19 protein-coding genes are annotated in these 19,828 nt (G+C 43.0%); 9 read left to right on the top strand and 10 right to left on the bottom strand.

Translation table 11 applies throughout. The features are described from left to right. Positions 1–15: 15 nt before the first annotated feature. The 3 genes from ACTSEZ_RS18230 to ACTSEZ_RS18220 form a co-directional block, all read right to left on the bottom strand. Positions 16–1,074, bottom strand: a complete 1,059-nt coding sequence (locus ACTSEZ_RS18230) for a DUF418 domain-containing protein (protein WP_369735774.1) — start codon at positions 1,072–1,074, stop codon at positions 16–18. Between the two features lie 49 nt (positions 1,075–1,123). Further along, a complete protein-coding gene (locus tag ACTSEZ_RS18225) occupies positions 1,124–1,837 on the bottom strand; it encodes a CPBP family intramembrane glutamic endopeptidase (protein ID WP_369735773.1) in 714 nt (237 codons plus the stop codon). Between the two features lie 243 nt (positions 1,838–2,080). Next, positions 2,081–3,034 carry a CPBP family intramembrane glutamic endopeptidase gene (locus ACTSEZ_RS18220; protein ID WP_369735772.1) on the bottom strand — a complete coding sequence of 318 codons (954 nt, stop codon included), beginning with the start codon at positions 3,032–3,034 and terminating at the stop codon, positions 2,081–2,083. A gap of 237 nt (positions 3,035–3,271) precedes the next feature. Here ACTSEZ_RS18220 and ACTSEZ_RS18215 point away from each other — a divergent pair, with 237 nt between their 5' ends. From ACTSEZ_RS18215 to ACTSEZ_RS18205, 3 genes are all read left to right on the top strand, one after another. After that, complete coding sequence (locus tag ACTSEZ_RS18215) at positions 3,272–3,982, top strand: response regulator transcription factor (RefSeq protein WP_369735771.1); 711 nt, start codon at positions 3,272–3,274, stop codon at positions 3,980–3,982. Next, positions 3,979–5,721 (top strand): sensor histidine kinase, encoded by a 1,743-nt coding sequence (locus ACTSEZ_RS18210; protein WP_369735770.1) that lies wholly within the window; start codon positions 3,979–3,981, stop codon positions 5,719–5,721. The genes ACTSEZ_RS18215 and ACTSEZ_RS18210 overlap by 4 nt, the downstream gene beginning before the upstream one ends. Before the next feature lie 89 nt (positions 5,722–5,810). After that, positions 5,811–6,251 (top strand): SMI1/KNR4 family protein, encoded by a 441-nt coding sequence (locus ACTSEZ_RS18205; protein ID WP_369735769.1) that lies wholly within the window; start codon positions 5,811–5,813, stop codon positions 6,249–6,251. Between the two features lie 56 nt (positions 6,252–6,307). On the opposite strand, the gene ACTSEZ_RS18200 is transcribed toward ACTSEZ_RS18205, so the two are convergent. The 3 genes from ACTSEZ_RS18200 to ACTSEZ_RS18190 form a co-directional block, all read right to left on the bottom strand. Beyond that, positions 6,308–6,958 (bottom strand): DUF3885 domain-containing protein, encoded by a 651-nt coding sequence (locus tag ACTSEZ_RS18200; RefSeq protein ID WP_369735768.1) that lies wholly within the window; start codon positions 6,956–6,958, stop codon positions 6,308–6,310. A gap of 136 nt (positions 6,959–7,094) precedes the next feature. After that, positions 7,095–8,072 (bottom strand): AAA family ATPase, encoded by a 978-nt coding sequence (locus ACTSEZ_RS18195; RefSeq protein ID WP_369735767.1) that lies wholly within the window; start codon positions 8,070–8,072, stop codon positions 7,095–7,097. A gap of 116 nt (positions 8,073–8,188) precedes the next feature. Further along, the gene (locus ACTSEZ_RS18190; protein WP_369735766.1) at positions 8,189–9,139 is read right to left on the bottom strand and encodes an RNA ligase; all 951 of its coding nucleotides are present in this window, start codon (positions 9,137–9,139) and stop codon (positions 8,189–8,191) included. A gap of 131 nt (positions 9,140–9,270) precedes the next feature. On the opposite strand from ACTSEZ_RS18190, the gene ACTSEZ_RS18185 reads away from it, so the two are divergent. Beyond that, positions 9,271–9,981: a hypothetical protein gene (locus tag ACTSEZ_RS18185; protein WP_369735765.1), complete on the top strand. Its 711-nt coding sequence runs from the start codon at positions 9,271–9,273 to the stop codon at positions 9,979–9,981. 37 nt (positions 9,982–10,018) lie between these two features. After that, positions 10,019–10,234: a hypothetical protein gene (locus ACTSEZ_RS18180; RefSeq protein WP_369735764.1), complete on the top strand. Its 216-nt coding sequence runs from the start codon at positions 10,019–10,021 to the stop codon at positions 10,232–10,234. Positions 10,235–10,455: 221 nt separating this feature from the next. Here the strand turns inward: ACTSEZ_RS18180 and ACTSEZ_RS18175 are convergent, their stop codons facing one another. Then, a complete protein-coding gene (locus ACTSEZ_RS18175; RefSeq protein ID WP_369735763.1) occupies positions 10,456–12,198 on the bottom strand; it encodes an ABC transporter ATP-binding protein in 1,743 nt (580 codons plus the stop codon). 1,018 nt (positions 12,199–13,216) lie between these two features. On the opposite strand from ACTSEZ_RS18175, the gene ACTSEZ_RS18170 reads away from it, so the two are divergent. The 4 genes from ACTSEZ_RS18170 to ACTSEZ_RS18155 all read left to right on the top strand — a co-directional run bounded on the left by ACTSEZ_RS18170 (position 13,217) and on the right by ACTSEZ_RS18155 (position 15,841). Beyond that, positions 13,217–14,086, top strand: a complete 870-nt coding sequence (locus ACTSEZ_RS18170) for an ABC transporter ATP-binding protein (RefSeq protein WP_369735762.1) — start codon at positions 13,217–13,219, stop codon at positions 14,084–14,086. Positions 14,087–14,098: 12 nt separating this feature from the next. After that, the gene (locus tag ACTSEZ_RS18165; RefSeq protein ID WP_369735761.1) at positions 14,099–14,842 is read left to right on the top strand and encodes a hypothetical protein; all 744 of its coding nucleotides are present in this window, start codon (positions 14,099–14,101) and stop codon (positions 14,840–14,842) included. Positions 14,843–15,461: 619 nt separating this feature from the next. Next, a complete protein-coding gene (locus ACTSEZ_RS18160) occupies positions 15,462–15,677 on the top strand; it encodes a hypothetical protein (protein WP_369735760.1) in 216 nt (71 codons plus the stop codon). 26 nt (positions 15,678–15,703) lie between these two features. Beyond that, entirely contained in the window at positions 15,704–15,841 is a 138-nt protein-coding gene (locus tag ACTSEZ_RS18155; RefSeq protein ID WP_369735759.1) for a hypothetical protein, read from the top strand. 58 nt (positions 15,842–15,899) lie between these two features. Here ACTSEZ_RS18155 and ACTSEZ_RS18150 read toward each other — a convergent pair whose 3' ends face one another. Genes ACTSEZ_RS18150 through ACTSEZ_RS18140 form a run of 3 tightly spaced genes read right to left on the bottom strand, consistent with a single transcriptional unit; the run spans position 15,900 to position 19,728 of the window. Next, the gene (locus tag ACTSEZ_RS18150) at positions 15,900–16,541 is read right to left on the bottom strand and encodes a DUF1266 domain-containing protein (protein WP_369735758.1); all 642 of its coding nucleotides are present in this window, start codon (positions 16,539–16,541) and stop codon (positions 15,900–15,902) included. Between the two features lie 17 nt (positions 16,542–16,558). After that, positions 16,559–18,025, bottom strand: a complete 1,467-nt coding sequence (locus ACTSEZ_RS18145; protein ID WP_369735757.1) for a J domain-containing protein — start codon at positions 18,023–18,025, stop codon at positions 16,559–16,561. Next, positions 18,022–19,728 (bottom strand): molecular chaperone HscC, encoded by a 1,707-nt coding sequence (locus ACTSEZ_RS18140; RefSeq protein ID WP_369735756.1) that lies wholly within the window; start codon positions 19,726–19,728, stop codon positions 18,022–18,024. The genes ACTSEZ_RS18145 and ACTSEZ_RS18140 overlap by 4 nt, the downstream gene beginning before the upstream one ends. Positions 19,729–19,828: the final 100 nt, after the last annotated feature.

The following is a 19,828-nucleotide window of genomic DNA, read 5'->3' as shown; positions in this document are numbered from 1 at the left end:
CAAATTTTATGTTTCTTAATTTGAATTTTTTGCATCTGTGTATCTTCGTATCGAAAGCCAGCTTCCATACGTTCCGCATCTCCAAAGCCATTCTAACGGACCATATTTAAAATACTTAAGCCAATACGAAGAGGCGATGATTTGCACGATTACTACAAGGAGACACGTTATCGCTGAAGTCGTGTAGGAAACTATCGTATTAACTGGAATAAACACCGCAATGATAATCAGGATAATGGATTGACCAATGTAATTGGTAAACGCCATTCGTCCGAATGCATTTAATGGGGATAACATTTTCCGAATAAGGGGTTCAAGCAAAACAAGAAAACTGACGTAAAAAACAGAGAAAAACGGAGCAAATGCTAAGGACAATTCTGTAAAGGCATAAAAGGCAACATTCGAGTCGGTTTGTGCTTCAGATAACTCAATTCCAGTCATACGGTTAGCCGATCCATTGTCAGGTGCTTCTTGCCAAAGAAAAACGGCTATTATACTAGTTGCAGCAAATGAAAGAATAGCAGTCATCGTCCACATTTTTCGGTTTTTTAGATAATGTTCAAATACACGATATTGCCCGAACGCCAGCCCCAAAATAAAAAAAGGGAAAATGGCAAGCAGTTTATTTTCAAGATAACTCGCTAGTATAACTCCTGCTATCCCTAAGATTAGGTTCATCTGTTTTGGGGCCTTATCAAGAAAAAACAAAGGAAGCCCCATAATGGCATAGAGCAGCAAGGTTTCGCCATCGTATATTAGATGATGCAAGACTCCTGCTGCAAGTAAAACCAGCATACGCCGAATAAAAAGGGTGGATGGATGGTCACTTTTCTCTTTCGCCCTGGATAAGAAAATCCAAAGTCCCAATCCGAACAAAAAGGAAAATATAGCGTAAAAGCGTCCTTCAACAAACAAATACAAGAAACGCTGAACCAAAATATCCTGTTGCGTTCCTGATAAATTGACGTTTGTTCTCCAAAGAGCCAGCACATTAACAAAAGGAAGACCCATTAAGGCAAACCCTCGAATTAAATCAATAACATCAATTCGTTCCTTACTTATTGTTGGTTCCATTATGACTTACCCCTTTTTTATCATTTCTGCAACGATAGGAGCCCAGTCTTTATAGAGAACCAGCCACAACTGCAGTCAGGATTGTTATCAATCCATTGTAGGTTGCATGGACGATAACCCCGGGCCACACTGAGCCCGTCCGGTAAAACAAATAACCAGTGGCCAAACCCGTCGCGAAAGCAGCCAGCCATACTTCATTCAAACCGTGAACCGTAGCAAAAATAAGAGCACTGCCAATTATGCTGATCCATGGCCCATATTTTTTCAGCGCATTGGTTAAAACGCCGCGGAAAGCAAATTCTTCGCCAAGCGGTGTCAGTACAGCAATCATCAAAAATTGAGCGATAAATGCAAGGGTTCCTCCGCTCGCTGCAGATTGATAAGACGCCTGGGTATTGGCGCTGACTCCTATATAAAACATAACCAGGGCGTAAATACGAGTGAGTAGTAAGACACCAATCCCGAAGCCGATGCCAGCCAGCAGCCATCGTACAGATGTCCCCCGGATGCCGAAAGCTTCTCTGGAGCGAATACGCAATACATAAGCTGCAAGGAAAGCACCTAATCCGGCTAGACCTGATAATGCAGCAAAACTGATCCCGCTTATGACCGAAGCATCCTCCGTGGTCATATTAATGATTTGTGCGATTCCGATCACAAGTACAACATAGGCGAGGCCCATTATTCCGATTTCAGGCCAGCCAGGCTCCTTGCTTTTCCTTACAGTTTTTCCTGATGTATTTAACGGATTGGAAGTTAACATAGACGGTCACCCCTTTATGGAAAATGTTTGTTTGCTGCTTTCCTATAAACCATTGCGTGTTAAAACTTTTATTCTTTCATACGGATTGATCTTAGAGGCATGGATCATCGCACTAGCATTTCATGAATGAAACGTAACACTCCCCGGGAAAGTTGCATTCTATTAAACGTAAAGGCTGTTACTCTTAAAAATACCTGCTCCATACCTAGTATGCGGATTGTAATATGCGTACACTTTACGTATTTATTTCATATCATTTGTCAATCCCGACTGCTTGGCAACGCCCGCCCGCCGTTCGCGCATCCAGACAAATGCGACCATGGCGACGTTGACGGCGGCAAGGATGAGCAGCGACGCATCTCCCGTTTCAGTGGAACGGTCCAAGGTGTATACTTTGCCGTCAGCCATGAGCGAGTTGACGGTCGACATCATGACGTTGTTCGCGACGTGAAACGCGATCGACGCCTCGATGCCGCGGCTGATGATCGCAATCAGCGCTGTCGAGGCGCCGACAACGAAGAAGTACCCAAACAGCCAAGGGTCGGTGGAACCGTGCATCACCGCGAAGTGAAGGCTGGATACCAGGAGTCCGACGACCAAGGCAGGGAGGACTGGACGCACCCATGACGCAGCGGCCGGCATGACGGCGCTTCGATACATCAGCTCTTCCCCTGCGGACTGTATCGGAGTGAACAAGAAAGTGACCACAAGCATAGCAATCGTGGTGCCAGTAAAACCGAAGGCCGTCCATCCCGGTGCTTCGGGTGCGACGAGTGCAATCACACCGATCCCGACGCCCACAAGCAGTGCCGCGCCAATCAGGTAATGCACGAAGCGCTGTCTGTCGAATGCCCGCGGTGAGCTGAGCAGGCTGCGCCAAGGCACTTTGGTCATCCAGACGAGGAGCAAGACCGCCAGTACACCTGTGAAGCCTATGCTTAAGCTGTCGCTTAGAAACCTCAACGGCGTATAAGCAGGTGACAGCGGATCGTCGCTGCCTTCAATGAGGCCGACGGCCAGGCGAAACAAGACCTGCATGACAACCAGCGCCACCGATGGCACAACGATGATTGCGAGTGGCTTCCACCAGCTCATAAGGATGTGGGCACCGAACGGTCTGGTGCTGTCTGCGGCCGGCTGGGCATTCTTCAAAGCTGCATCTTTGTTTTTCATTTCACCGCTTTTTTCTTTTGACATCGTATTTATCCTCCGATTTATTATTTTTAAATTCATACTCTAGAATCTCCCACTTGTCATGGGTAGCAAACCAATCTTCGGCTGCTGCATCCTTTTTGGAAGATTCTCTTTTACTCAGTATAAAGTGCCTTTATTTCCCTTGAAGAAACAGAAGTTTACTTTCTGATAAACTTTTCCGAGAGTTGTTAATATTCTGGTAATGTTTATGTGCTACGATATTCACCGAGGTGGATAAAAGTGGAGAATACAGAAATTTTATTAGTGGATGATGAAAAATCAATCGTTAAATTAATGGAAACGGTTCTTAGAAAAGAAGGATTCAGCCATATACACAAAGCTTATACTGCAGAAGATGCGCTTGAGTGTGTTTCCCGGCACCCTATTGATATCGTGGTGCTTGATGTTACGCTTCCCGGACAGAGCGGTTTCAATATTTGCCCGAAAATCAGGGAAATCTCCAACGCTTATATTCTTTTTTTAACAGCACGCGTCTCCGACCTTGATGTGCTGACAGGGTTTGCGATCGGCGGGGATGATTATATTACCAAGCCCTTTAACCCGCTTGAAATTGCAGCGAGGATTAAGGCTAGGCTCCGGCGGAACCAAGCTCATGCCCCTTCCTTAAAAGAGACTGGAAGGAAGCATGATTTCGGGCGCTTTATCCTGGATGAAGAAGCAGGGGAACTGATCGTCGAGGGCAAGGCCGTGCAGACGCCTGCCCAGGTATTTCTCCTGCTGCAGTATCTGTGCCAGCACCCGAATGCCGTCATTTCTAAGACGAAGATGCTTGAAGCCGTATGGGGATTTGATAGCTTTGTGGATGACAACACCGTTACAGTACATATTCGAAGAATCCGGGAAAGAATCGAGAAAGACCCGAGCCAGCCTGAACTGCTCGTGACCGTGCGCGGTCTGGGCTACAAGCTGGTCAAGGAGAAAAAGGGTTGAGGTCGCTCAGGCGGAGACTGGCTCTTCACTTCTCCCTTCAGTTCATTTCCATCATGGTGTTTGTCGGGATTATTTCTTTGGTGCTTCTATTTGTGCTTCTGATGCATGTAAACAGAGAAGAAATGAAGCAAAACTTCCCTGAAGGCGCCCTTGAAAACATTGCGATTGAAACGCAGATCGAGGAAAATAAGGCCACCATCAGCGATGTGTGGAAACACCAGCTCGAAGAACGGAATCTTTGGGTGCAGGTTGTTGATATGGAAGGAGACGTCATCGGATCAGAAAATACACCTAAATTCCTGCCTGACTCATACTCAGTCAGCGAGATTCTCCAGATTGAAAAAACGAACCAATATGAAGGCTTCTACGTCTATTCCCAAGTCGATACCACCTTTGAAAAACCGTATTTTTATATGCTTGGATATGAAAATAATGAGCAGGAAAGCCTCCAGCACTTGTTTTCACTGTATTCAAGCAATGGCAGGATTTCTGGTGAAAACCTTAAGCAGCTGGAAAGGGAATTAGAGAAAATGGAAGGCTCGATCCAGGTGATAAACCAGGAAGGGAAAGTTGTCCAGTCAACCGGCTCTGAAAAGATGGAGGAAGACTACAAGCCGCTGGACGTGCTTGTCAGGACAACTTCACCAGGAAAATTCGAAACCCATACAGCCATTTTCATGGATCCAAAATCTGGCCTTACTTGGATTCTGCATACACCCAAGCAAGGTGCAGAGCCAGTGACCTTCTCCATTCTTACCGAAATTGTTAGGCTCATTATTATCCTCGGAGTGGTTCTGCTCACATTAACGTTAGGCATTTCCTTTTGGCAGGGATTCAGGTACAGCCAGCCCCTCCTTCTCTTCACCAGCTGGCTTGAAAGGATGGGATACGGGAATTACGGGGAAGTACTGACAGAAAAAGAGCGCAAAAAAGTCTTCAAGAAAAATGGGAAGGTGCGCCTGAAGTATAAGCTCTTTAAAGAAGTGATAGGGGCCTTCTACGAAATGGCCGAAAAGCTTTCTGCCGCAGACAAGGAAAGGGACCGGCTGGAAAAAACGCGTGAAGAGTGGATGACGGGCATCTCCCACGATCTCAGGACACCATTGTCAACAATCCAGGGCTATGCCCATTTGCTTGAAAGCGGACAGTACCGCTGGACAGAAGAAGAGCTTCAGGACATGGGACAGATGATCAGGGAAAAAGGAGATTATATGACGGCCTTAATTGAGGATTTCTCCCTTGCCTTCCAGCTCGAAAACCAGTCGCTCCCCCATCAGCTGAAGCCTGCTGAACTGAATGAACTAGTAAGGGACATCCTTCTTAAATTTGCCAACGACCGCACCCTTGAAGATGTTCCCTTTCATTTTAAAAGCACAGATTCAAACCTTTACATCCATGCAGATCGGCGCTGGTTTGAGCGGATGCTCGATAACCTGATCTATAACGGCATCAAGCATAATCCAAAGGGAACGAGCATTACCGCTTCAGTCAGCAGACAGGGGGAGTCCGCCGTTGTCACCATCTCTAACGACGGTGCGGGAATGGACGAAGAAACGGTCCAGCACCTCTTTGACCGCTACTTTCGCGGCACAAGCACAGATGAGCAGACAGAAGGCGCCGGCCTGGGAATGAGCATCGCCCGCGCGATCGCAGAGCTCCATGGCGGCAGCATTCATGTCTCTTCTGTAAAACATAGGGGCACTGTTTTCCGGCTTGAATTTCCTTTGGAAGGGGAGTAGGAGAAAGACTTAAATGTTCCTGATAATTAAGGAAAACCAAAAATTTGTTGACCGAACGACGATTGAATCATGAGACAGGAGGCAATGTCATGGCGGGATATGATTTTATGAAAAAAAGTGATCATACCTTTTATGAATTACAGAAAAATGACGTGTTAAAAGCAGAAGAGAGGCTTGGAATCAGAATCCCTGAGGAACTTAAAGATTTTTACCGGGAAGTTGGTTACGGATTTATTAAAAAGAGTCATAGGAATGCGATTAATAGAGTCATGGATCCTGATACTATCGCTGATATTACTCTGAGAGAGGGAATTTACGAACATGATCCGGATTTGGATGGCATTTATGAGGACGAGGATAGACTGGTATTCTTAGAGGTCAATGAAGGTGTCTATTTGACACTCGGTTTGGATAGTCAGGAACAAACTCCGGTCTATTATTTCGAGACACTAATAGCCAGTTCATTGAAAGAGTTTTTTATGAAAATGGATAGGGATCCTGATTACTATATAGAAATGGATGAACTTTGATTTTCATTTTTTTCTTTTAAGAAAAGGGAACAGGAATGAAACCTGTCCCCACACAATTACGCCAACACCCCATCAATCTCCTCCCGGTCATAATCGAGTATCCACCCATTAAGCTCGTGATAAAACGGGAGCAAATCTTCTTTTCTCGATGCAATGACATCACAGCCCCGGTCATCGTAGAGATGGTAAATCATTTTCCGGGTGGTATTTATAAAATAAATATTGATCCGCATTTTGGGGAAGCCCTTCAGGATGGTGGATGGGTGCCGGAAGTCTTCGTAGCTGATGGCAGACAGCAGCGCGCTGTACCGGATGTCGCTTTTTTTGCAGGGAAGAATATAACGGTGTGTGACCATTTCTTCTTCTGAGAAGGCGTCGGGAAGCGTCGTATGCTTCAGGTTTTGCAGCAGCGCTTTGTTTTTGATGTATTTTTGGTACACGTTTGAGGGTCTTTTTTGCAGAAACCGGTCGTGCCTTCCGCAGTGAATGTCGGTTATTAAAAGCACGTCATCTCCAACTTGAAACACTTTATTGAATATGCCTGTGCTTCGTTCTTCGATTTGGCGAAGGTTGCGTTTGTCCTCATGTTTCATCCAGGGTATAGCAATTTCAAAGCGTATGCCGTATGGAGTGGAATAGAAGAGGGGTGGCTCCAGTTTTAGGCTGTTAAAGTGTTTTTGCAGAAATTGAGATAAATAGTCTTTCATGGTTCCTCCTGGTTAGTGCGGATGATAGTTGAAAACAGCAGGTCGCCCAGGTTGCCGGTATGGACATGCTGTTTTTGACCATTTGAAAGCACGAGATGGCTGGGAACCATCCCTGTGCTTAATACTTTGAGACTCTTTACTTGGCGCCCATATCTGCTTCATGAAGGATGAGCAGTTTAGTGAAGGCGTCTTCACCGATCAGCTGCTCGACTTCCTTCATTTTCTTTGCCGTGGCCTTCATTGGGATCATATGCATTTGTATAAGGTCACTTGTTACCTGTATGAAGGGTTTGCCGTAGCCCAGCGCCGTGAGCCAGTAGACAGCCAGCTGGGAGGACACATATTCATGTCCGAGGAAGCTGGCGTATTTCGTCGGCTCCCCCTTGTAGTTGATAAATGACTTGCAGAATCCTTTTCCCGCATCATGAAACAAGGCGGCCCAGAGCAATGGAAGCTTGTCTGTGCCCTGGTCATTCTCCAATATGGTCTTCCACACGTGGTATGTGTGCCTGCTTATGGAAAAGCTGTGGTAGGAAGAATCATGCGGCACATTGTAGATGGAGTGAAAGTCAGGTATATAAGAAGCAAGCTGTGCAAAAAGCAGATCATGGTCCGTTTCGGATGTAATGAGGTTCTCCGCAGCTTGTCTGGCGTCTGAGATGCTCTTTTCGCTTGAGACGATGATGACATCATCCCAGCCCTCATATGTTAAAGGTATTTGCATGGACTTGTACATTCGGTCAATGACCTGCTTTGAAACTTTGCGCTCGCGACCCGCGTTGCGTGTTGTTACGGTGTCATAATGTTCATTCACATAGTAGGCAAATTTCTTTTCGCATTTGATGACATGGCTGATCAGGTGTTTCCGGCGTTTGCGGTTCGTATTGGTGGCGTCATAAATGGCAGTTCCACCATTAGCAAGGTGAAGGTTGATTCGTTTATGCATCTCTTCAAAAATGTCATCGTTCCGGCTTTGATCATGCACATTGCCAAGCAGTTCTTCTCTGAGCAGGTCGGAGGAGAAGACAGCTGCATCGATTTCTTTTGCGAGCTTTTCAGCATAGGTGGATTTGCCGCTTCCGGGTAACCCGATCAGCATATGAAAGGATGGCATTACTCAATCTCTCCTTTATAGCTGAGGTAATTTTTGTAGATGTGTTCCTTGACGGTTTGCTCCGTCAATTTCCCGTCTGCCTGTTTGTATACTAAGTATTTCAGCTCGCGGGGGACTTACTGGTTCACATAGATGGCAAATGATTTCCTGTCGGATGAATTTCCGCTTGCACTTGAATAGTGATGGGCAATGCTTGTTGTCAATTCCATGAGCTGACGATCCAGGATAGCTTTAAAGCCCTCGATTTCATTTCGGAATTCTTCAGGCATCTTCAAGATCAGTTCTTCTATTTTTCCAAGTGCCCAGTATTCGGTTTTTAATTTATCTGAAAGGCCGTACGCAATTTTGTGTATGTCCAGGTAGCTGTTTCCTTTGATTTTCAGCCTCATGCCGTTGGACCATCTGAGGACCCAGCCTTCACTGTTATGGTCCATAGTGTCTTTTAATTTGATGGCTTCTTCAACCGTCAGCTTGATTTGCTCTGTAACCTGCATTCCGAGTGCTGCTCCGAGTTCCTGCAGCTCGGCATAGCTGTAGTCATGGCCTGTGAACCTGTTGACGGCCCCGATGATAATTAAATCGGTCATGCCGCCATAATCAACAACCACCCTCGTAGCAGGATGGATAATTTCCACCAGCAGTGTCACTTCAGGCGGAACCTGGACATGGGAGTAGGTTTGATCCCAGATCATTTGAGCAGCCTTCGCCTGATCGGATTCAAAAGACCCCCGTGTAGACCAGTAGATTTGACCATTGATCCTGTAGCAAATGCCTAACGACCCGTCATGCTTGACCGTAAATTCCGGCGTTTCAGAAAAAGGGATGCCGGACTCTAATTCCTTCATCTCTCCATAGTTGAAAAATTTCGGAAACGGTCTTGCCAGCACTTCGCCTGTTGACTCGTCAATGATCAGCCCCCTGCAATGAATGGTGACATCATTCCACCGTTTTTCGTATGTAGCATGATCCGTGTAGTTGAGGATCACGATATGCGGATGCTCCGGATGAAGTCTTCTATTAATAAACCTGCCCTCAACCTCGGGCATGTATTGATCCTTTGTAAACACGTTCATCTCTCCTTTTCCTTATTTTACTATATATGAGAGTGAATCTGGTTTTCTTTTTGATAGAGGGAAAAAGGAGAGTAGGATGGATTAAATTAGAATCATAGGTTTTTTAGTCGAAAGGAGATGAAGCAATGGCTGATGCCAAGTTGTTTACCGCTATCCATATACCGGGGATCCCGTTTGTTCATGAAATCATCAGGCCGAATAAATTGAAGAAGCACAACTACCAACTGGCAGAAAATAATAAGATAGCAGATTCGCTTTTTCATTACCTTTATAAAAAGGATGCGAGAGAACTTCACTGTTACTACTTGATAGCGGATCCTGATGATGCGCTGGAGAGATATCTGTTTGTGGAAAATAATGAGTTGTATCATGACTTTCTTTCGCGGTTCCGAGACGGGCAAAGACAGTATGAAGACACCGAAATGGATGCCTTTTTGGATGTTGGCAATCCGAAAGATGTTTTGAATCAGCTGAAACGCGCTTACAGCAAACAATTTTATGGAGAGGATGAGCCTCTTCCTTTGTGCCATATGTATGGTCAGCGGATGTGGCATCAAAGTGCCTTCCTGGTTGCCAACGAGGCAGCATTACTGGAATTGAGAGAAGCGATTGATACGGCACTGAAACATAAAGAGTCAAGGCTGGGGTTATTTCCATCTGATGGTGAAGGGTACGACATGTATATTAAGTGCGTGGAAGATGACTTTGATTGGGAAAAGGTAGAACTGCCTTACCATGATCGGGAGTACTATATTCCTGATGAAGAGGCGGATTGTTCACCGCCTGATGTCTTCAGGAGGTTCAAGTACCAGTTGAGTGATCATAACGGTAAGTGACAAGAACTTTACTATATCCAATTAAGGAGGTGCTTCCATGTTCAGCATTCACGACAGCAAAATCCTTGCTTATCAAGTTGATTTTGAAAATGCGTGCATTGAAATGAAGGCAGTAGATGAAAAGGGGAGCAAAGCAAAGCTGCTGTTTGATGACTTCTTTGCTTACTATTTTGAAGACCAGCTGCCGGGCAGCATTGTGACATTACTGAAGGTGATATCACAGATTTTGCTGAGGATCATAAGGAGCTGCTGAAGGAATCAAAAGACTATGGATGGCCGATGGATTATAGAAATGTAAAGGAATTAACCGACCATATTGTGAAAAACAGGTATATATACTACAACGTTGAAGCTTCTTACGGATTAAACGGCTGGGTTTTAGCCAAGGGGATGAGTACGGAAGAGTGCTTTTCTTAAAAAAATTCTGTCCAAAACAAAACCCGGCTCTTTCAAAAGAGCCGAGTCAGAAAAAAATTATATAATTGGTTCAAACTGCTTTGAATAGAGAAGCGAATAAGCTCCTTGCCTCAAAAGCAGCTCATCATGTGTTCCTTCTTCGGCAATACCCTCTTCTGTTAAAACGATAATCCGGTGTGCGTTCCGGATTGTGGAGAGGCGGTGGGCGATGACGATGGTTGTTCTGCCTTTTGATAGCAGCTCCAGTGAGTCCTTGATGATGCTTTCACTTTCGTTGTCGAGCGCGCTCGTTGCCTCATCTAAAATCAGGACTGGCGGATTTTTAAGGAAGACGCGGGCGATGCTGAGCCGCTGCTTTTGTCCGCCAGAAAGTCTTACACCCCGCTGGCCAATTTCTGACTGATAGCCGTCCGGCAGTTTCATGATAAAGTCGTGGGCATTGGCGCTCCTGGCTGCAGCGATAATTTCCTCATCACTTGCTTCGGGGTTGCCGTAGCCGATATTTTCCATCACTGTCCCGGCAAACAGGTAAACATCCTGCTGAACGATCCCGATGTTGTTCCTTAATGAGGTTAAATCAATTGTACGCACATCAATCCCGTCAAGCATGACTTCACCGGCGCTTACATCATAAAAGCGGGGGATTAGAGAGCAAAATGTTGTTTTGCCTGCTCCTGATGGGCCAACCAGAGCAACATATTCCCCGGGTTTTATTTTCAGCGACAATTGATCTAGGACATTGTTCAGATGATCTTCGTACCGGAATTGAACGTGCTTAAACTCAATTTCGCCGCGCACGTTCTCGAGCGTAACCGCACCTGGTTTATTCTCAATGGAGGGATTTAGCTTCATGATTTCCGTAAAGCGTTGGAAGCCTGTAATTCCTTCCTGGAATAACGTGCTCATTTGGGCCATTTTTTGAACCGGTTCGAGCATGTAGTTTATATACAGCATAAACGTGATCAAGTCGGCTAAATCCAACGTCTTATTTACGATGCTTGAACTTCCGAAGATGATGACCGCAATCGTAATCAGCTGGATGAACGTTTGGGTGACATTGTAAAAATTAGCTTCTGTCTTATAGAAGCTGATCCTGCTTTCAAGGAAACGGTTATTTTCACGGGTGAACTTCCCGATTTCTACCTGCTCGTTGGCAAAAGATTTCACAACCCGGATGCCGGCCAGACTATCCTCCACCTGGGCGTTTACATCTCCAATTCTTTCTTTGTTTCGGATCAGCGCCTTGTTTTCAAGTTTATTGAAATAGTAGATGATGAACCCAAGTACAGGCAAAAAGCAGAAGATCACAATCGTCAGCGGCGCGTTAATAAAGAACAAGATGAAAAAGGCTCCGATAAAGCGGACGAGATATTTTAAGTAGTCTTCAGGTCCGTGGTGATACAGCTCGGACAGCCAAAGCAGGTCGTTTGTAATTCTGGCCATGAGCTGACCGGTCTTTTCCTTATCATAAAAGCTGAACGAAAGCTTCTGCATGTGTTCAAACAGCTCGGTGCGGAGGCTGCTTTCCATTCTGGCACCAAGTTCATGACCTTTGTAATCCACGATATAGTTTCCGATATTTTGAACGGCGGTAACCAAGAGCATCAGCCCGCCAACCCAATACACCTGCTGAATCGCATTTGACAAGTCTCCCGCCAAAACTTCCTTGGTGATATACCGCACAAGCAGCGGAAATACCAAAGACAATGCCGATACAATCAAAGCACATGCCAAAATGGATAAAAATAATCTCAAATGCGGCTTATAATAAGAGAAAAACTTTTTAACTGGAAAATCCATGATTTACCCCTTTATGTGTTATTTAAATGAACACATATAAGGGAGTACACCGTGACAATTAAAGAAGTGCTGCCCCCTTATACGGTTGTACGGTTTTCTTCATGATCTTTCTCATTGAAAATTCCTCCTTAATGGTTGATAAGGAAATTATAGTCTAAATCTTTTTATTGAGTACAGAAAATTCATTAAATTTACATTCGTAAACCGGATATCCTATTCAACTGCGTGAAACAGGGAAGGCTTTTTTACTAAAACCCTCTAAACAAAAAAAGCACATCAACAGGATATGCTCCAGAAAAAGTTGTATTAAAATCAATTTTTGGAAAGGGACTGTGCTTGGTTGCTATTAGTTTAATCAAAATATTCCCCTGATATTTCAAGTGATTTTTCTGACGCTTGTGTTCTTATGAACAAATTCTCCTCCCTAAATCCTAAACTCTAGTAAAATAACGTCTTATCTATGTTATCCAAGTAGTAGATTGAACATGCAAAAACTAATTTAAGCATTAAAAATAGTGAAACTATTATTTAATAAAATTAATTGATTATTTAGATTATATATATGAATATAATTAGGATTAATAAAAATAGCTAGTTGTGTCCTTATGTTCCTAAAAGTCTATGAAATTATTAAATTTTACAGTTTTTATAAGATGAATTATTTACAAAAATAACAAAATATTCTATATTTAAGTGAGTCGTTGGAAATATATTCCTAATAAATACATAGAACTAGTTGTTATGTTATTTTCCATGGATTGGGTATTCCGGGCTGCTCTTATTTTCTGTCCTACCCTGGGATAGATGGGGTGAGGTAATAAATTTTACGGGTTCATTAATTATTCCATTTTTATCAATAAATATCTACATACAAACCCATGATAATCTTTTTTTATCCTTGCTATTATTAATGCAGTATTAGTTTATGTGATTGGCAGCTATTTATTTAGTATATATTTTGATTTATCGAAAAAGAAAAAAGGGTTCTTAAGATATTAAATTTGGAGGTATACAAGTAGTGAATCACCTAATTGAAGTTGAAAAAATGTCGAAAAAAATTGGAGAAACGAGCATTTTAGACAATATCTCATTTTCCATCAGAGAACCAGGAGTATTAGGCTTATTAGGAAACAACGGAGCCGGTAAAAGTACTCTTATGAAAGTATTAACGGGATTAAATAATAGAACAGAAGGATCTGTTAAAGTGCTCGGATTCGATCCATGGAAAGATTGGAGAATGATATATAAGCAAGTAGGAGTCTTATTCGAACCTAAGATACCTAAATACTTAAACAACTACGAATATTTAAGACAGATTTGTATTCTACGAGGTGTTGAAAGGAAAAAAATTGATGAAGTATTAGAACTGGTAAATTTGAAAAAATCAAAGAAAAAGGTCAGAGACTACTCGTTCGGTATGACGCAAAGATTAGGATTAGCAGGTGTTTTATTAGATGAACCTCAAATTATCATTCTAGACGAACCTTTTATTGGACTTGATCCGAGTGGTATAGAGGATTTAAGACAAACAATAAAAAGACTTGCAAATAATGGATGTTTGGTATTCGTCTCTAGTCATCAACTAATGGAAATGGAAGGACTTGTGGACAGAATTTTGTATTTGAAAAAAGGAATATTAAAAGTGAATTCCAGTATTGTCGAGCTAAATAAAAATAAAACTATTAAAATTATTACAACCAATAATCAGCAAGCATTTAATATTTTGGTTGCTAAAGGACTTCAGGTAACTTCATTTGGTGAAACACTTGAAGTTTTATGTGATAAAAATAACGCATTAAATTATATTATTAGTTGCTTTAACGATACTGGGATAAGCTTAAGGCATATTGATTCAAATGAAAATTATTTAAAAAACTTATTTAACTAATAGGGTGATTAAATGAAAAAATTAATAATAGTAGAACTACGTAAATTAATGTGTCGAAAAGAATTTTATTTTTCGATTGTTACTCTAGTATCATTAGGGTTATTTATTGTTTATCAATTACATTCTAATGGTTCAATAATTCAACTTAGTCAAGAAGGAAACGATACTGTTATGGTAGGTGAGTTGTTAATTGGTATAATTGGACTTTTTAATATGACAGGTATAACAGCCGTTATGGTTTGTATTCTTTTATGGAAAATGATAGGGAGCGAAATTGATCAGAAGATTATATCAATTTATTACCTTAATAGTCCTAGTCGCTTAAGGGTTTATTTCTCTAAATTAATTGTATCTATTATGACTATTCTGATTTATATTATGCTTTTTATTTCTTTTGTTGTTATTACCTCATACCTACTATTGCCAGAAAGTATACCCCCTTTGAAAAATTCTATTTTTTGGAAAGAAGTTTTAATTGCTGGAGCTTCTTTTGTTGCTTTAAGTTCAATTTTAATATTATTTGCATTTTGTTTAGCCTATCTTTTTGGTGGGATGGGTGTGATTGTGGGGACTATAGGAATTTCCATTATTTCTGGAATATTAAATTCATACGGATTTTTTTCAGAATGGTTACCGTTAACGGTTACTGATTTCTATAATAATTACCAAAATAGAGATATTGCGATTTTTATGGGATATATCTTACTACTAATCATAGTTTCTATCCCACTAATAAGACGTCAGGAGGTTAAGTAATGTCTCTAAATGTCTCTATCTTATATTGAAAAAGTGTTTATTAATACTTCTGTTAGTGTAAATGCCAACGTGTTCTAAAAGAAATTTACACAAAAAAAGAATATTGGGGTAAGTTACATATTGTCTTCCTTGGCGATGAAAAAAAAACAAAGGATTATTTCCAGGAAAAACATTTTGATTTAAATAATTTTAAATACTCTTATCAACAACCGGAAGATATCTTTTTAAAAGTAAAACCGTTTTTGTTTATATTAAATGATAAGGGGATTGTTATTGACAAGAGTATAATTTCAAATACTAAAATGTTGAAAAAATTAGTTATTGCTTAAAGGAAGGTAAAAACTATATGCTATTAAAAATCTAAGTTAAAGGGCAGTTATTAGATTACTGAAAATAATTAACTGAAAAGTCATTCATATTACAAAAAACAAAGAAGTTAAACATCTCTAAATTTGATGTTTAACTTCTTTATTATATGAATGTGGTTACATGTTATATTTCCTTCGGGTAAGTGTGGATAATAATTAAAATATAGTCTTAAGCAGGGAGTTAGGCAACATGGCTGATGCAAGGTGCCTGCAATCCCAATACCACATTTGATTAAGGAGAATCCAACATCATGTTCACAATCCACGACAGCAAAATCCTTGCCTATCAAGTTGATTTCGAAAACTTACACATTGAAATAGAAGCAGTGGATGAAAAGGGGAACAAAGCAAAGCTGCTGTTTGATGACTTCTTTGCTTACTATTTTGAAGACCAGCTGCCGGGCAGCATTGTGACATTACTGAAGGTGATATCACAGATTTTGCTGAGGATCATAAGGAGCTGCTGAAGGAATCAAAAGACTATGGATGGCCGATGGATTATAGAAATGTAAAGGAATTAACCGACCATATTGTGAAAAACAGGTATATATACTACAACGTTGAAGCTTCTTACGGATTAAACGGCTGGGTTTTAGCCAAGGAAATGCGCACGGAAGAGTATGCCTCCTGAATATCCTTCTATCAACAGAAACCCGGGAACACCTTCCCGGGTTTCTTTCCTTTCTTCATTAAGAAAAACTCGTCATAAAATCAAGCTTTCTGAACGGACTGTGCTTGGATGCCATCAGTTTGATCAGAGTGCTTTTTTGTGCTTTCAGGTATTTTTCCTGTTCGTCTTTGCTTGTTTGAACAAATTCGGCCCCTGCTGTGCAGGCGGTCAGGTATTCGCTCCAGTCCGTGTACATGGTCTGGACAAGTTTGACTGCGCGCAGCTCGTAGTATTGCGCTTCTTCCTGGGTAAGAAGCCCCGTTTTTTTTGCGTGCTGTGCGACTATCAGTGCGTTTGAGAGATCAAACGCGCCGATGCTGTGTGCGTTTAGGCGATGCATGTATTTTTTTGCGGCTGAGAGCTTTGCCGTCAGCACTTCATCTTCTTCGCTGGAAATCATCTCCTGTGCCTCAGACTCCGAGAGGAAAAGAAAGGCGCTTTGCAGAGCATGAAATTCTCTTCTGTTTCCAATTGTCAAAAACCACTCCAGCCGTTCCTTAGCACCGTTTTTGTCTGCGATTTCAAATTGCTTCAAGTGGCTTCTGGCGGTGCGTTTGCTGAACGGGACATCTGTCAGATAAAGAGAGTAGTAGAAGGTGGAATATCCTATCAGACACAGCGGAGCCAGTGTGTTTATGTATTTTTTCTGTTTGCGGTTCATCAGTCTGCTCCTCCTTTCTATAAGACCGTTTTCCGGACGCGGTTCCACTCTCTCAAAATGGTGATGATGGAAGTTATCCATAGGGCTGCCCAAAACAGGGGAGGTGCTGTGTACTCTAAAAAGAAAGAGAAATCTATGAAATGAAAGATGGAAAAGATCGCGTACACAACCTTAAGAATGGGATGATCAAACCAATCTTCTCCGCCAAGAGCCTGAAGTCTGTTATGACTCACCATCAATATGGACAGCGCAAAAATGATTTTCCATTTTAAATGGCAGCTTAGAAAAGCAGTCAGCTTTTGGCTGAACGTATCAGGCATGATTTCCTTTTTTAGCTCCTTTTTGGTCAGGGGCTTGCGCTTAAAGCTGTTTCTGAGCAGAAAATCATTGATCTTAGCCAGATAAACAATGGTCTCTGCATCTTTCCCTTGAATACTCTCCAGGTGCATAAAGGTTTCACGCGCTTTCTGCCATTCTTCTGTTTGAAAATAAATTCTGCCTAAAAGGCTGATGGCATCCGGCTGATCCGGATGGTCAGAAAGGATTTTCAGGCAGGCTTGTTCCGCTTCTTTATATTTTCCTGTTTTAAATAGCAGCTGTGCAAGAAGCATTCGATTTTTGATGTTTTCAGGCTGAAGTGCACATGCTTTTTCAAAAGCAGCGGCAGCTTCTTCAAATCTTCCGCTCCGTTCATAAATCATGCCGGCAATTGTCTGCAGCTGCGGATCATCCTGAAAAATGGACAAGGCCGTATTCACATAAGTTTCTGCTTCTTCCAGCCGGTTTTCAAGGAGTTCGTCAAGGGCTCTTTCCCGGTTCATCAGATAGAGATCATATGGAATGTCCTCGATATGTAAAAGTGGCTTATACGAAAGCGATGGATAGAGCCCTGTATTGTCTTTCAGGCGCCGGAGAAATGCTTCGGTTTCTTCTTCGACGAGAAGATACGGGTCCTCCCTCAGCATGTCAGTCCACTGGAAGGTGTCTTCAAGCAGCTTCCAGATGTAGTCCGGGAGATAAGGATTCAGCTCGAGAAAGGTCAGGAGCCGTTCACTCAGATAATCTCTTTGCTCCATGTCCCACAATGCATCATCATTGAGGAGTTCAAGCCATTTCTCCTGGTTTATGCGGGAAGGGAAATGCTCATAAATATGCTCCACCTTCTCCATGAACAAATCGATAGTTGAGCGGGAATCTGTTTCTGTCTCCTGCCATTCTAAAAATGGGAAATGAGACGGGAGGGGAGGGGCAGGTTCCTCCTCCATAGGTACATGTACGGTCTCTTCATAGTTTCTTTCTTCAGCAGGACGTAAGTTTCGGTTTTTCCTTGCCTTTTTGACCGTTTCAAAGGCCTCCCGCAGCCTCTGATAGCCTTCTGGGTCGTCTTCAGGGTGATGAATTTTGAGTTTTGCCGAGTAGGCTTTTTTAATAGCGGTCATGTCGTCGGTCGGTTCGATCCCTAGTATCTTCCACGCTGAATTCATCGCTGTCTGCTCCAGTTCTCCATCTCTTCCAGGATCTCTTTTAAGCGCGCTGCGGCTGCGCGGATCTTCTGGTCATCCTGTGAGGCAAGGATGTGTTCGAACTGTTCAAGAGCTGCAGCTGCAGCCTCCCGTTCGCGTCCGAGTGTTTCCTCATATAACCGTTCGCCTCTTGCAAGAAGGAGCCTGTTTTCCGTCCGGTCTCTCGGGTGAATTTTAAGAGCCTTGAGCTCTTCCATTCTTTTTTCCATTTCCAGAGGGGTCATGCTCCCTGCATTTTTTTCAATCATCATGTTCTGTTTGCTGCCGGTGCTGATGGTTGTGACCTCGACTTCAAGCAGGCCGTTTATGTCGTATGTATAGCGCACATCGACAGCTTCTTTTCCAGCAGGCGATTTTGGAATCTGAACAGTCAGTTCCCCAATCTTCAAGTTGTTTTCAACGCGTCTGCTTTCTCCCTGATAGATGTCAATGACAATCCGGTCCTGGTTGTCTTTAATGGTGTAGAGGCGTTCGACTCTGCTGACGGGTATCGGCGTGTTCCGCTCAATGATCGGCAGGAAATGGCCGGACGTGTAGGAGTCTGCATCGTGCTGCTTCACGACATCTGTTCCGATCGAATAAGGGCACACATCGGTCAGGATGAGCTCATCAACGGCTTCATTCCGCTCCTTCAGCGCCACCTGGACGGCTGTTCCCAGAGCTACTGCTTCATCGGGGTGAATCGTCAGAAACGGAAGCTTGCCGAAAATCTTTGTGACAATGCCTTTGATCATCGGAAGTCTAGTAGCTCCGCCAATCAGGATGACAGCGTCAATCTCGTCTGTCTGCAGATCGGCGTCGCGCAGTGCGCGTTCGATAGGATTCCGCAGTTTCAGCACTAGCGGCTGTGATATTTTTTCAAAAGTGGCCCTGTCCACGCTGGTTGCATACTCCTGTCCGTTGTGATGAAGCACCATCCGGCCGCGCTGATGATGGCTGCCTAGCTCCCGTTTGCATGTTTCCGCCTGTTTGAACAGGACAGACTGCGCCCGTGCATCCAGGTCATCTGCCGCAAGCTTGTGGTCGTTCAAAAAATAGTGCATGAGCAGGTTCGTAAAGTCCTCGCCGCCGAGAAAATTGTCTCCTGCAATAGATTTAACCTCCATGACTCCTTCAAAAAGCTCAAGAATCGATACGTCAAACGTTCCGCCGCCAAGGTCAAAGACGAGGAAGCGGGTGTCTTCATTCTGCTGGTGAAAGCCGTATGCTATGGCTGCAGCTGTCGGTTCGCTGATCAGACGGTCAACTGTAAGACCTGCAAGCTCGGCTGCACGCTTTGTCGCTTTTCGCTGCTGGTCATTAAAATAGGCAGGAACACTGATGACCGCATGCGTGATTTCTTCGTTCAAAAACGTTTCTGCATCTCTTTTTAAAGACTGAAGAACGAAGGAGGACAATTCCTCCGGAGATAATTGATAGGTTCCAAGATGATAGGTTTTAGCCGTGCCCATATAACGCTTAAAAGCGGATGCTGTAAGGTGGGGATGTGAGATCTGGCGCTCTTTTGCAATTTCGCCGACGAGGATTTCGCCGTTGTCATCAATGCTGACAATGGATGGAGTCAAATTGCTGCCGAGTACATTTGGAATAATTTTTGGCCCTTCTTCAGACCAAAACGCTGCAAGACTGTTGGATGTGCCCAGGTCGATGCCAATGACAGTCATTCTGTTCTCTCCTCTGTGAAAAGTTCTATTTATGGAGTCTATTATATAAGCTGGAAACGAAAAGTTAAAACAATAACTGGTAATTTTCAGGATATTCTTG

It is taken from the genome of Metabacillus mesotrionivorans, assembly GCF_052171315.1.
Taxonomy (GTDB): domain Bacteria; phylum Bacillota; class Bacilli; order Bacillales; family Bacillaceae; genus Bacillus_P.
The sequence above is the reverse complement of the archived record's forward strand: the minus strand, read 5'-3'. Positions and strand labels throughout refer to the sequence as shown.

Coding starts and splice junctions, on each gene's coding strand:
- ACTSEZ_RS18230 (WP_369735774.1), bottom strand. CDS start 1,074: ATGGAACCAACAATAAGTAAGGAACGAATTGATGTTATTGATTTAATT.
- ACTSEZ_RS18225 (WP_369735773.1), bottom strand. CDS start 1,837: ATGTTAACTTCCAATCCGTTAAATACATCAGGAAAAACTGTAAGGAAA.
- ACTSEZ_RS18220 (WP_369735772.1), bottom strand. CDS start 3,034: ATGTCAAAAGAAAAAAGCGGTGAAATGAAAAACAAAGATGCAGCTTTG.
- ACTSEZ_RS18205 (WP_369735769.1), top strand. CDS start 5,811: ATGGCGGGATATGATTTTATGAAAAAAAGTGATCATACCTTTTATGAA.
- ACTSEZ_RS18200 (WP_369735768.1), bottom strand. CDS start 6,958: ATGAAAGACTATTTATCTCAATTTCTGCAAAAACACTTTAACAGCCTA.
- ACTSEZ_RS18195 (WP_369735767.1), bottom strand. CDS start 8,072: ATGCCATCCTTTCATATGCTGATCGGGTTACCCGGAAGCGGCAAATCC.
- ACTSEZ_RS18185 (WP_369735765.1), top strand. CDS start 9,271: ATGGCTGATGCCAAGTTGTTTACCGCTATCCATATACCGGGGATCCCG.
- ACTSEZ_RS18180 (WP_369735764.1), top strand. CDS start 10,019: ATGTTCAGCATTCACGACAGCAAAATCCTTGCTTATCAAGTTGATTTT.
- ACTSEZ_RS18175 (WP_369735763.1), bottom strand. CDS start 12,198: ATGGATTTTCCAGTTAAAAAGTTTTTCTCTTATTATAAGCCGCATTTG.
- ACTSEZ_RS18165 (WP_369735761.1), top strand. CDS start 14,099: ATGAAAAAATTAATAATAGTAGAACTACGTAAATTAATGTGTCGAAAA.
- ACTSEZ_RS18160 (WP_369735760.1), top strand. CDS start 15,462: ATGTTCACAATCCACGACAGCAAAATCCTTGCCTATCAAGTTGATTTC.
- ACTSEZ_RS18155 (WP_369735759.1), top strand. CDS start 15,704: ATGGATTATAGAAATGTAAAGGAATTAACCGACCATATTGTGAAAAAC.
- ACTSEZ_RS18150 (WP_369735758.1), bottom strand. CDS start 16,541: ATGAACCGCAAACAGAAAAAATACATAAACACACTGGCTCCGCTGTGT.
- ACTSEZ_RS18145 (WP_369735757.1), bottom strand. CDS start 18,025: ATGAATTCAGCGTGGAAGATACTAGGGATCGAACCGACCGACGACATG.
- ACTSEZ_RS18140 (WP_369735756.1), bottom strand. CDS start 19,728: ATGACTGTCATTGGCATCGACCTGGGCACATCCAACAGTCTTGCAGCG.